Source organism: Oscillospiraceae bacterium, from assembly GCA_009780275.1.
Lineage (GTDB): Bacteria > Bacillota > Clostridia > Oscillospirales > UBA929 > WRAI01.
This window is the reverse complement of the sequence record WRAI01000013.1, coordinates 14,133-26,113: the sequence shown is the minus strand read 5'-3', so window position 1 is coordinate 26,113 and position 11,981 is coordinate 14,133. Positions and strand designations below refer to the sequence as shown.

The following is an 11,981-nucleotide window of genomic DNA, read 5'->3' as shown; positions in this document are numbered from 1 at the left end:
GTACAAAACGATTCACCCTCCAAAAATTACTGTGCGATTACATGTCCTCTTATTCTATGACATCGGCATCAACGAGGATGCCGCCTCGCTGCACCACTGCGATTTGTTCTTTGATTTCATTGATAGAATCCATGTCGGGGCGCACAAAATAGAGGCGCACGCCCGGCATTGCGAATCCATAGTCAAATATGCCGGTTCCCCGTGCATCCATGGACTTGATATTCCACGACGCACCGCCGTCCAATTGCCCGCGCACCAATGATTGAATTTGCGAGAGTGTCATATTTGTGTCTACATTTTCGCCGACGCTGTCCATGATCGTGCCAAATCCGGTCAGAATTGCCGGCGACATCATTCTGTTGAGCGTAGCGGTCAGCACGGCCTGGTGATTGCGTCCGCGCTGGAAGTCACCGCCTGTGACGTTGTTTCTTTCACGCGAGAACGCCAACGCCTGTGCGCCGTTAAACCGGTTCATTCCCCGTCTCACCGACGTGCCGGCTTGGGTATTGAAGGCTTGTGTTGAATATACATCAATGCCGCCCAAGGCATCAATAATCCGCACAAATGATGTGAAATTCATTCTGACATAGAAGGGTATGTCAATGTCATATAGCGCAGCAATCGTCGCTACCGATACATCAATACCAAAGGCGCCGGCGTGGGTCAGCTTGTCTCTCTGCTCGCCGGTAACACCGGGGAATCTGACAAAATAATCCCGCGGTGTCGTAATCGATAGGATTTGATGCGTCGTCGGGTTAATTACCATCAGCAGATTGACATCACTGAGTGCCGTAGCTTGAATTGGTCCATGTGTGTCAATGCCGCTGATGAAAATCGCGAACGAGTCGTCCCTCACGCTGACATCGCGAGACGGGTTATCAATCTCACGTCTGATTTTAAACGAATAAATGACTCTGACGGCATTTGAAAATCCTTCATATGCTTCTTCGATAAGCTCGGTAAGGGCAGCATTGTAAATTATTGCCCCCACTTCGCCGTTGAGCAAGTCTTGCGCCGCGCCAAGTAAGTTGTCATATTCGACTTCTGTAATCGTTGTATCCAGCTGATTGTTGATATGTGTCACCGTTGCCTCAACGTTATCGCTGTCAGTAACGCGCTGAACGCCAAAGGTATAGTCCGCAGCATCTTGCAGCGTCTCTGCCGGATCATCGTATAATACGACGACCACCATCGTGTCTATCATCACAATGGTGCGACCGCCGGCAATTCTGCCCAAGGCAACTCTACCCTGAATAATATACACCGAGCCAATAATCATGATAACCGACATGAAGACGCTGATAATTTTTGTGAAAATCGCTTTCTTTTTGGCAATGAGATGAATAATAAGGGGAATCAGCCACAGTATAATCGGCACAATCAGCGCCGGCAGCAAAAGGTTCATCGGCAACACATTGAGCATTAGCAAAGTAATGATAAAAACCATTGTTGCCAACAGCTGTATCGCGCACATCACAAGACCGACAATTTTTGCCTTGCTCACTTTACGTTCTTTTACGTTTCCCTCTTTTGCTTTTTTCGGCTTTTTGTTATCTGTTGCATACATAGTTATTTTCCTCCCTGTTTAGGCTATACGGCTACCGGCTTTCCGGCGTTTTATACGTAACCACCATTTCTTGGACCTTTGCCAATGCATTGACGCTGTTATTTTCGGCCAATTGACCAAGCGCGTCGCAATCAGTTAAAAATTTCTCTTTGTCAAAGACAATCGGATTGGCGACATATATCAGTTTATTGTTCGTTTTTCTAAGCCCCTCTTCGTCCATAAGAATTTCTTCAAATAGTTTTTCGCCGGGTCTAAGGCCTGTATAGATAACTTCAATGTCAACATCGGGAATATAACCGGACAATTGGATGAGATTTCGAGCCATATCATCAATACGAACAGGATCGCCCATATCCAGCACAAAAATTTCTCCGCCCTTGGCGTAACATCCCGCCTGCAAAACAAGCGAAACGGCTTCTGAAATCGTCATAAAATAGCGAATAATATCTTTGTGGGTAATTGTGACGGGGCCGCCCTCCTCAATTTGTTTCTTGAACAGCGGGAATACGCTGCCCGCGCTGTTCAGCACATTGCCAAATCGCACGGCCGTAAACTCTGTGTCGTGCATTCCATCCATCATTTGAATGACCATTTCACATAACCGTTTTGTCGCGCCCATAATACTGGATGGGTTGACAGCCTTGTCGCTGGAAATGAGAACAAACCGCTTGGCACCGCTTGCGACAGCAGCTTTAGCGATATTGAGCGTACCGAATACGTTATTTTTGATGGCTTCGTTGGGACTGCTTTCCATAAACGGCACATGTTTGTGCGCTGCTGCGTGGTATACGATGTCGGGACGATGTTGCTGGCAAATGCTCTCCATACGTTTATAGTCACGCACGGAGCCGATAAGCACTTCAAGATTTAAGTCAGGATATCTTTTTTTCAAATCCTGTTGGAGGTCATATACGTTGTTTTCATAGATGTCTAAAATGATGAGTTTCGCGGGGTTGTAGTTGGCAATTTGGCGGCATAGCTCGCTTCCGATTGACCCACCGCCACCGGTCACCAGCACGGTTTTTTGCACGACGTAATCCATGACTTCATCCAAATCGATGGTTATTGGCTCACGCACCAGCAAGTCGCTGACCTCTACATCACGCAACTTTGACACAGTGTATTCTCCGCTGAGCAATTGATAGAGACCGGGCAGTGTCTTTACACTGCAAAGAGTGTTTTTGCAAATCTCTAAAATATCGCCAATTGTCGCAGCAGACACTGAAGGCATAGTGATAATGATTTCATCGACCATATACGTTTCGGCAGCTTGCGCAATCAACTCTCTACCACCAATAATCTCTATGCCGTGTATGTATTTTCCTTTTTTGGCGAGATCGTCATCAACGCAGCAAACAACCCGGCTGTTGGAATAGTAGTTGTCCATGATTTCTTTGATGATGGCACTGCCCGCGACGCCAGCACCAATGACCATAAGTCGCCTGACGTTTCCGCCTCTTTTTGACTTGCGCTGCCCGACATTGCGGCTTAGATAAGCAATCACACGCGGAACAGACACGCCGAGCATTAAAAATACAGCGTATAATATGGAGTAATTGACCGCACGCGACGAGTTGAATATAACAATGCCGATCATGATACCTGTCGCTGAGAAAAAGCAGGCCGCAAATATCCTTGACAGCTCTCTAAACCCAAAGAATGCCCACATACTGCTGTATAACCTAAAGCGCCAAAACAGAAGCAGCGTAAACAGTGTATTGAGCATGGAATACGGCACAACAAAATTATATCTTGGCGGCAAACTGAGTATGCGGAATTCGACCCACAACGCCAGCAGCAACGCCAGATGGATAATAATAATATCATAAACCAGTAGTGATATTTTTTTGAGCAGGCTTCTGTCTTTTCTCATATTTTTCCTCAGCTATACATGCACGGTAACAAGCTGTTGTGTCAACTCGCTTACTCTTCTTTCGCGGCATACTCATAGCCGCCGTAACCGTATTTCTCTTGTCTTTCTTTGACGTCATTGAGCAAAACGCCCAATATGTTGACTCCGGCAAAATTGAGTTGAGAAATAGCTTGCTTTACGTCTTGATTTTTTGTGCGATTTTGGCGCACGACAAGAACGACGCCGGCCATGTATTTGGAAAGAATGCCTGCGTCAGCAACAACATTGACAGGCGGCATGTCTATCAAAATATAGTCATACCGCGATGCCAGCATGTCAAACAAGTCGCCCATTTTTGGCGATTCGAGCAACACAGAGGGATTTTGCGGCACCTCACCCGATGTTATAATGCGGAGGTTTTCAATGTTTGTTCTTTTAAATAACTCTTCATTTCTATGTGACGCCCCGATGAGGATATCGGATACTCCGGGGCCTATCGGCAAATTTAACAGGCGGAAGATGCTTGGCAGTCTGAGATCGAAATCCATAAGCAAAACCTTGTTGCCCGCAGTCGCAAAACTGATTGCCAAATTTAAACAATTGGTGCTCTTGCCTTCCGATTGTGAGGGGCTTGTGACGCCGATTAAATTGCATTTATCCGTCGGCAGCGCCGAGACAATGTTGGCACGGAGTATATTATAATTTTCTTTGATAGCAAACGGCGACACCTCGTTTAACACGTGTCCTTTCGGCCGCTCGCCTCCTCTCTCGGATTTTGAGTTGAATACTGACATTTTTATCTCATTCTCGCTTTCTTTAATTGGCTTGTACGCGCAACAACAGGTTACTGGTGATTTTTGAAGCTTGGAATTTCTCCTAAAATCGGCACACCAAACAGCATATCGGTTTTTTCAACAGTCTCAACCTTATCGCTCCGAATATCCAGTAATATCACAATACCCGCGGCCAGAAGAAAGCCGAACATAGTGCCAAGCACAGTATTTCGGGGAACGCTTGGGCTGAACGGCGTGCGCGGCGCTTGCGCACTGTCGACAACCCGAATAGAGCTGCCTTCAATGAAATTAGGGAGTTCAACAGTAGCCACATCAGCTATAACATTGGCAATTAATGCCGCCTTGCCCGGAGAGGCGTTTGTTATTTCTATTCTGAATATCTCTGTGTTTGTAATGATAGATGTCGTTATCATTGCCCGAATATCGCCGGCAGAATATGCGTTATCAATTTCTTCGGCCACTTGGTTGAGTACAGTATTACTCGAAGCCATGGCAATGTATGTGTTTACAAGTTGCCGCGCAGCGTTGATATCTGCTAAAGTTTGCGTACCACCTTCACCGGAATTATCCACGAACAGCGATACCGATGCGCGATATAATGGAGTGACAGCGTAACGTGTATAGACAAAAAAAGCACTGCCGGCCAACAACGACAACAAAAGAAGCAACCACAATTTTTTCTTCAATGCGAGAAGTATCCGCACCAAATTGATTTCGGAAAAATTACCCACAAAAACTCTCCTTCGACATTTTCAACATACCGATGTATTATAACATGGAATTGTGAACATTGCAAGTTTTTGTATGTGGTATTATCTGGCGTCGTATCATTGAGAAACGGCATGAAATTTCACTTAAATTGTTTTCGCTATGTGTTGTGTATCCACCCTCTCACTTGCATGGCGGTTGCCAACGTCAACGTTTTATGTTAAAATGAGTGCAGACAGAAAACGATTGCCGATATTCTCCCCTCGACTCGTATATGAGTGGCACAATGGCAACACTTACTTTTGACAGCGAGGAGATTTTTCTATGGCCAAACGCGGGGCATTTAGACGCGTTCTCAACCGAATAGAAGGACCTTATCGCGTCATGCTTGCACTGTATGCCGCTTTACTTATTGTTGCCTTTGTTTTTGACACGCCGTATGATATTTGGCACGGACTGCTGCGCATTTTAACGTCTCGCAGTTTACTTGTCACCGACTACGCCGCCATTGGCGGTGTCGGCGCCATGCTGGTCAGTTCAGTCATTGTAGGCGTCTTCTCAATGACAACATTGATCCTCGGCGGCGTAAAGGCCAATGGCGGCACACTGATGGGGCTTTGGCTGATTTTGGGCTTCGGTTTCTTTGGCAAAAATTTATTCAACACCATTCCGCTGACACTGGGCGTATTCGCTTTTGCCAAGTATAAGCGCATGCCGTTCCGCGATGTCGCTGTCACAACCATGATGTGCGCGTCGGTCTCACCTATCGTGTCTGAGGTTGCCTACCTGGCGGGATTCCCGTCATTGATGAGTATCTTGGCAGGCGGCGCAATTGGTGTTTTTATCGGGTTTATTTTCGCGCCGTTGGGCGCAGCGATGAATAAAGTCCACGGCGGCTATTTACTCTACAACGCTGGCTTTGTCGGCGGCATTATTGCTACATTTGCCGTCAGTTTATTGCGCAGCGCCGGATTCGACATTGTCACTATGAATATTTGGAGTACCGACTATACGTTGCCGCTCAGCATCATGATGTATCTTATATCGGCCACCTTTATTGTGTTGGGGCTGATCAAAGGCGGTCAGGGACAATGGCGCAAAATGCGTAAAATCAACAGCCATTCGGGCCGTCTTGTCACTGATTTTTACGAACTTTACGGCGACGTAACTTACCTCAATATGGGTATTCTTTGCGCGTTGGCGACGACGGTGGTTTTAGTCGTCGGCGGTGCCATCAATGGCGCGACGATGGGCGGCATTTTCTGTATCGTCGGCTTCGGTGCGCTGGGCAAAAACTTGCGCAATGTTGTGCCGATTATCATCGGTGCTGTCATCAGTGCCTTTTGGAATGATAGCCCCATTACCTCACCATCGAATATGTTGGCCATTCTGTTCGGCACCGGCATTGCGCCGCTGGCAGGGCAGTTTGGCATTTTTTGGGGCATTGTCGCAGGGTTTATTCACGTCAATATCGCCAGTTTTGTCGGGCTGCTCAACGGCGGGCTCAACCTCTACAACAATGGCTTTGCCGGCGGGTTTGTCGTCATTTTTATGGTGCCGATCATTGTGGCATTGCGGCGCAATCGGGTTAACGTCCGCGTATCGAAACTCAAAGATGTTGACGACATCAGCTCAATTTTGGCATGCAGCCATAAATCGGCCTATCGCGGCATTGTGCATGATGACTACCTTGACGCGCTTAAAGACGACCACTGGGTTGATTTTTTGATGGACGGACTGTGTGAGGACAGCATTTTCTGTATGGTTGCTGAACACAACCATGAGATTGTCGGCGCCGCAATTTTAGGTAAAGGCGACAGTAATCACGAGGTGACGCTGACATCAATGTATCTTCATCCCGACAAAATCGGCAAAAAAATCGGCAGCGCTTTTTACGCCGCGATTGAAACCGAGCTAAAAGACCGTGGTTTTCTCAATTGCACGATGGTGGTGTTGGAAAACAATGCGCGGGCAATTCGCTTCTTCGAAGCGCGCGGGTTCTTGGAAACAGGGAAGGAAATTCGGACAGATATGGGCAAGAGAAAGTATACGAGTAAAGTGTTTGAGAAACCATTGTAAATGCTGTTGGAAAATCCAACGGCATTTTTTGAAGCGGTTGCGACAATGCACGCCTTGCATTTGCCATCAACACGGCGTGTTGGATCACTGCGCCCTACGATTTTGAATATCCGCATACATCTAAAAATTTAGCAAAACCCTCCAACCCGTGAGAGGTCTGCTTGAATACGCCGGTGTCTTTCAGCACTTCGACAAAGACGCGATCAGCCTCAGCGTGCAATGCCACGTCGTCCGGATATTCACGCATTAGCCGCGGCGGTAGGACCGCTAAGCCCATGACTTCAATCAGCCCAATATTTTCCTTTTTAATATGGTGCCATTGCTCGTGCGGATGAAAAATGCCCATGGGGTACTGTTCCGTTGTACGGTTGTTGCGCAGGGCAATGGTCATTTCATAAGTGCCGTGCCGTTTCCGCGCAATAGGTGTTACCGTGTTGTGCGGCGCATCGCCCATAAACGACACGATATCGCGCTCTTCGTCATCGTACTGCTCCCATATTGCCAACATCGCCCCACAGGCCGCCGCCAGCGTCTGCGGTGACTCACAACGCAAACGCACAGCGCTTGTCGGCCATTTGACAAGTTCCAACATCAACCCCTCATAATCGGGGTGCGTGTATTCCGCCAGTATTTCGGCATTGTCAATGGCAAAAGTATGCCGTCCGCCTTGGTAATGCTCATGGCTCAAAATCGAGCCGCCGACAATGGGCAATCCTGCGTTAGAGCCCAAAAAATAATGCGGAAACTGCTGCACAAAATCGAGCAGCCGCTTAAATGTCAAAGCATTGACATTCATAGGGACATGCTGCTCGGATAAGACAATACAATGCTCGTTATAATATGAGTACGGCGAAAATTGGAAATACCACAGTTCATCGCACAGCTCGATGGGAATAATGCGATGGTTTTGCCGTCCGGGATGGCGCAAATTCCCTACGTAACCGGCATTTTCAGCACAAAGCAAACACTTTGGGTACCCACTCGCGGGTGCTTTCGCCGCCGCCATGACTTCAGCGGTTGTCTTTTCCGGCTTGGTCAAATTGACTGTCATTTCAACATTGCCAAAGTCCGTATCAGCTGTCCAGCAATGGTTTTTAGCAATGCGCTCGGTTTGTATGTAGTTGGTCGCCTTACTGAATTGATAGAACCAATCGGTTGCCAGTGCAGCGTCGTGCCGCAGCCGGCTGTAAAATCTCTCGACAACCTCGCCAGCGCGCGGCGTTAACAAACCCATAATCTTGGCGACAAACAAATCGCGCTCGTCGATGGTATCGTTGGCAATTAATCCTGTTTCTACAGCATAATCGAGCATGGGTGCAAGCAAAGCACTGATGCTCGATGCGTCATTGGATATAGCCTGCTCGTGCGGCATCGTGAGTCTGAACAAGTCGAGCAGGGCGTTGCGCGCGACAATAACGTCGTGTTGCGACAGCAAACCGTTGTCTTGTCCATAAGAAAGCAATTTTTCAATATTGGCAGAAATCATGGTTAGCCTCCATAATATTGTAGAGGCGATTATCAACCGCCCGTGTCCGCTTAGCGAGAAACTCACCTGCAAGCGAATAACGTGCCCTACATGCACGACTAGTATATCCCTCACCATCGCACTTGTCAAATATTTTTTACTTTATCAAAAAATATACCTTGACAGGCGAAGTATTATGTGTTATTGTTATATACGTCAAATTCGATGTATCGTATAGAAAGGAGGTATGGTATGCCAATTGCGTCTGATCTTATTCGCGGCCACACTGATGCCATCATTCTTGCCTGTCTGGCGGACAGCGACAATTATGGCTACGAAATCAACAAATCCATCCATCAGCGAACCGGCGGGCAATATGAACTGAAAGAAGCTACACTCTATTCCGCATTTCGGCGGCTCGAGCAATCGGGCTGCATCTCCTCGTATTGGGGCGATGAGCAAACCGGCGCACGCCGACGGTATTATACCATCACCGATACGGGACGTGCAACCCACCGCGCGCTGATTAACGAATGGCGCGAGGCCAAAGCTACCATTGATAAACTAATTGAAACGGAGGAAACTTAAGCCATGCAAGACAAACTACGCAACTATATCGAGGGGCTGTTTGAAGACGCGCCTCAGACCAAAAAAACCGTCGAACTAAAAGAAGAGATGATTCAAAACCTCGGGGATAAATACAATGATCTATTCTCCGATGGAAAGTCGCCTGAAGCAGCATTTAACATCGCTGTCGCGGGCATTGGTGACGTGAGCGCACTATTGCGACAACTGGAAGACGACGCCAAAGGCGGCTCGCAGGAAAGTGAAGCTATGCGCCGCAAATCGGCAATGCTAACCGCCGTAGCAGTAATGATGTACATTCTTTGCGTGTTGCCGTTGATTATTTTGAGCGAATTGGAGGTCGCGTATGCCGACGCTATTGGGTTGTCCTTTTTGTTCATCGGCGCGGCCGCAGCAACAGGGTTACTCATTTACAACAGTATGACAAAACCACAATATCACAAAGAGGACGATACCGTAGTCGAAGAATTCAAAGAGTGGCAAGCATCAACTCAAGAGTACAAACAAATGCGCAAAGCTATTTCCTCGACCTTGTGGTCGATCATCCTCGTGCTGTATTTTGTCATTAGCTTCTCCACCTTCGCATGGCACATTACGTGGATTATCTTCCCCGTTGGCGGGGCTGTCGAGGCACTGATTAATCTCTTTTTCTCAATCAAGAAAGACAGGGGGGAAAGACATTGAGCAAGACAAGAATTGTAACGATTGCATGTCGGTGCATCAGTGCATTGGCATTGCTGGGGTTGAGCGTATGGTTTATTTTCAGCGGCATCATTGGCTTGGATGGTGATTGGTTTAGTTTCGGTCCGATGAACGAGTCTGTGATGTATAGCGTATCTGCCAACGACATTGACAACTTAACAATCAGCTGGACGACCGGAGCTGTCAGCGTTGACATACACGACAGCAACTACATTCGCATCACCGAATTTTCGCGCCGTGCATTACGCGAAGGACAGCAGCTTGACTACAGAGTTGATAACAATATATTAAACATCAACTTTCGTGCCGATGGTGCAAGACGCCGACATATGCCAGCCAAACGACTGGAAATACTGATTCCACGTGCCCTCAGCCAAGGGCTTAACCAACTTAACATTACAACAACTACCGGACGCATAACCATCGACAATATCCACGCGAGCGAGTTGAGCGCCCGCACAACGACAGGGCGTGTTGAACTTAATGCCGTCTATGCCGACATCATCAATTTGCGTACGACAACGGGACGTGTTGAGGCATTCAACACTGAGGTACAGGCCATTCAGACGCATACGACAACAGGCAGGCATGAGATTTCCGGCACATTTGGTGCAATTGATGCGCGAAGTACGACAGGTAGAATTGAACTAACCAGCACAACGGTGCCCAACAGCATCGTTGCGCGTGCGACGACCGGCCGCATTAGTGTGGTCGTGCCAAATGGCGGCGAGCCTGTCACGGTACAACAATCAACAACGACCGGCCGCTTTTCAAGCGATATTCCGATTGTCACGCATAGCAGTGCCGACGCACAATTTAGGCTGACAACAACGACTGGCCGGATTTCGATTTACGAATTGCGCCGCTAATTATTATTTAAGATAGAATAGCAAAAATCCGCAAGTAAATTGCTTGCGGATTTTGTTTTTGCGCACCGATGGTATTCGAGCCTTGTGTACGGCATTATGGTGCGAACCCTCATAAGGGGCATAGAAAAACACTACAACCATGCGAGTTGCAGCCGTAAGCAATGTTTACAAAATGCTTATTCGCTACATCACTTTAACCTTATTCTCAATCACAAACAACTCAAAAATATCCTTGAAACTGTCTAATGTCGGGTTGAAAAACCAAAACGACTTATAAGCGCAGTTTGCAAAATCTTTTTCGTCAAATGAATATAAAATTCTCATGCTGCACGGCTTGTATTTATTTTCGCCTTTGCAATGATTTATATTAAATCCCTTACAATTTGGGTCGCAATTTGCGCTGCTTTCCCCGAACACGCCGGGACATTTTTTTGCCAATGCCGCAACTTTTTCTGGATGTGAGCCAAATATATTGCGGAATATAACTTTGGTAAATATTTTATTGGTGTTACCCAAATATTCCTCGCCAAAATGTTTTTCTCCGGCAAGCATAAACTGCTTTGACCCTTTTTTGTAATTTATCGCGTTCTTATCAAACGGCTTTTTCTTGTCGATAGCATAACCATATTCTTTCGCTTTATCGTAAAGCCAATACTGAATGTCTTGCAATTCTCTCGGTGACATATCCATTTTCACAAGAAATATCGGCTCATGTTTTTGTTCGCTTGGATTTTCAACCCAACGGTAGGAAAAACTGTTGAACTTAACATCCCCGGCTCCGGTTTGAGGACTGTAATCGATTGACTTTGCGTACATATGTAAAACATAAAGAACCATAGGGTTTTTATTATAGGAAACAGTAAATGAATCCGCTTTTTTATCGTAACCATCAAACTCAAACCCGAAGTCTGTCAGCTTGTAAAATATTAAATCTATTTTTTTATGACTATTTGTATCAGACCTAAAGCCACTCATAGGGTCATACGGTTTTAAGCCGGTTTGTGAGCAAACAATCAACTTGCCGTCAGAAAACGTACTCATCCTTGATATTCCGCAAAAGAAGTCTGGAATACGGTTGTAAGCCGTACTCCAAAGTTCTATCGAGTTATTTTTTTGCCGGATACCCCCAATCAAAGGGGGCTTTTTCAGCATCAGTATAAATGTCAATAAACAGCTGTTGCATTTCACGAAATGCCGCAACAAACACCTCGTTCGTCATAGAACCAAGACATTGCGGATTGATTTTACAATTTCCGGGAATAAGTTTTATGCTTTCCCGTCGTATTTTTGCTGATTGCTTTGCGATTTCTTCAAAGTTTGTCATGTTACCCTCCTCCTTGTACCTAATATTGATTAATAT

At 46.6% G+C, this 11,981-nt stretch carries 11 protein-coding genes; 4 read left to right on the top strand and 7 right to left on the bottom strand.

Annotated features, from left to right (window positions below; all coding sequences use genetic code 11):
• Positions 1-49: 49 nt before the first annotated feature.
• Genes FWE06_05285 through FWE06_05270 form a run of 4 tightly spaced genes read right to left on the bottom strand, consistent with a single transcriptional unit; the run spans position 50 to position 4,944 of the window.
• Positions 50-1,567, bottom strand: coding sequence for an LCP family protein (locus tag FWE06_05285; GenBank protein MCL2546593.1), 1,518 nt, complete (start codon positions 1,565-1,567; stop codon positions 50-52).
• A 31-nt stretch (positions 1,568-1,598) separates the two neighbouring features.
• Positions 1,599-3,440: a polysaccharide biosynthesis protein gene (locus tag FWE06_05280; protein MCL2546592.1), complete on the bottom strand. Its 1,842-nt coding sequence runs from the start codon at positions 3,438-3,440 to the stop codon at positions 1,599-1,601.
• A 50-nt stretch (positions 3,441-3,490) separates the two neighbouring features.
• Positions 3,491-4,213: a CpsD/CapB family tyrosine-protein kinase gene (locus tag FWE06_05275; protein MCL2546591.1), complete on the bottom strand. Its 723-nt coding sequence runs from the start codon at positions 4,211-4,213 to the stop codon at positions 3,491-3,493.
• 50 nt (positions 4,214-4,263) lie between these two features.
• Positions 4,264-4,944 carry a Wzz/FepE/Etk N-terminal domain-containing protein gene (locus FWE06_05270; protein MCL2546590.1) on the bottom strand — a complete coding sequence of 227 codons (681 nt, stop codon included), beginning with the start codon at positions 4,942-4,944 and terminating at the stop codon, positions 4,264-4,266.
• Positions 4,945-5,245: 301 nt separating this feature from the next.
• Here FWE06_05270 and FWE06_05265 point away from each other — a divergent pair, with 301 nt between their 5' ends.
• Complete coding sequence (locus FWE06_05265; protein MCL2546589.1) at positions 5,246-7,000, top strand: GNAT family N-acetyltransferase; 1,755 nt, start codon at positions 5,246-5,248, stop codon at positions 6,998-7,000.
• Positions 7,001-7,094: 94 nt separating this feature from the next.
• Here the strand turns inward: FWE06_05265 and FWE06_05260 are convergent, their stop codons facing one another.
• The gene (locus FWE06_05260; protein MCL2546588.1) at positions 7,095-8,486 is read right to left on the bottom strand and encodes a UDP-glucose--hexose-1-phosphate uridylyltransferase; all 1,392 of its coding nucleotides are present in this window, start codon (positions 8,484-8,486) and stop codon (positions 7,095-7,097) included.
• 231 nt (positions 8,487-8,717) lie between these two features.
• Here FWE06_05260 and FWE06_05255 point away from each other — a divergent pair, with 231 nt between their 5' ends.
• The 3 genes from FWE06_05255 to FWE06_05245 are packed head-to-tail and all read left to right on the top strand — an operon-like array spanning position 8,718 to position 10,621.
• Positions 8,718-9,053 carry a PadR family transcriptional regulator gene (locus FWE06_05255; protein ID MCL2546587.1) on the top strand — a complete coding sequence of 112 codons (336 nt, stop codon included), beginning with the start codon at positions 8,718-8,720 and terminating at the stop codon, positions 9,051-9,053.
• 3 nt (positions 9,054-9,056) lie between these two features.
• On the top strand, positions 9,057-9,734 hold the full coding sequence (locus FWE06_05250) for a permease prefix domain 1-containing protein (GenBank protein MCL2546586.1): 678 nt from the start codon (positions 9,057-9,059) through the stop codon (positions 9,732-9,734).
• Positions 9,731-10,621, top strand: a complete 891-nt coding sequence (locus FWE06_05245) for a DUF4097 domain-containing protein (GenBank protein MCL2546585.1) — start codon at positions 9,731-9,733, stop codon at positions 10,619-10,621. Before FWE06_05250 ends, FWE06_05245 begins: the two co-directional genes overlap by 4 nt.
• Before the next feature lie 183 nt (positions 10,622-10,804).
• Here the strand turns inward: FWE06_05245 and FWE06_05240 are convergent, their stop codons facing one another.
• Together FWE06_05240 and FWE06_05235 are read right to left on the bottom strand one after the other, a co-directional pair.
• On the bottom strand, positions 10,805-11,773 hold the full coding sequence (locus FWE06_05240; protein ID MCL2546584.1) for a hypothetical protein: 969 nt from the start codon (positions 11,771-11,773) through the stop codon (positions 10,805-10,807).
• A complete protein-coding gene (locus tag FWE06_05235) occupies positions 11,727-11,945 on the bottom strand; it encodes a hypothetical protein (GenBank protein MCL2546583.1) in 219 nt (72 codons plus the stop codon). The genes FWE06_05240 and FWE06_05235 overlap by 47 nt, the downstream gene beginning before the upstream one ends.
• Positions 11,946-11,981 lie beyond the last annotated feature (36 nt).

What these genes read in the sequence shown, in the direction of transcription:
- FWE06_05285 (MCL2546593.1), bottom strand. Translation starts at nt 1,567, where the DNA reads ATGTATGCAACAGATAACAAAAAGCCGAAAAAAGCAAAAGAGGGAAAC.
- FWE06_05250 (MCL2546586.1), top strand. Translation starts at nt 9,057, where the DNA reads ATGCAAGACAAACTACGCAACTATATCGAGGGGCTGTTTGAAGACGCG.
- FWE06_05280 (MCL2546592.1), bottom strand. Translation starts at nt 3,440, where the DNA reads ATGAGAAAAGACAGAAGCCTGCTCAAAAAAATATCACTACTGGTTTAT.
- FWE06_05265 (MCL2546589.1), top strand. Translation starts at nt 5,246, where the DNA reads ATGGCCAAACGCGGGGCATTTAGACGCGTTCTCAACCGAATAGAAGGA.
- FWE06_05260 (MCL2546588.1), bottom strand. Translation starts at nt 8,486, where the DNA reads ATGATTTCTGCCAATATTGAAAAATTGCTTTCTTATGGACAAGACAAC.
- FWE06_05255 (MCL2546587.1), top strand. Translation starts at nt 8,718, where the DNA reads ATGCCAATTGCGTCTGATCTTATTCGCGGCCACACTGATGCCATCATT.
- FWE06_05240 (MCL2546584.1), bottom strand. Translation starts at nt 11,773, where the DNA reads ATGCTGAAAAAGCCCCCTTTGATTGGGGGTATCCGGCAAAAAAATAAC.
- FWE06_05235 (MCL2546583.1), bottom strand. Translation starts at nt 11,945, where the DNA reads ATGACAAACTTTGAAGAAATCGCAAAGCAATCAGCAAAAATACGACGG.
- FWE06_05275 (MCL2546591.1), bottom strand. Translation starts at nt 4,213, where the DNA reads ATGTCAGTATTCAACTCAAAATCCGAGAGAGGAGGCGAGCGGCCGAAA.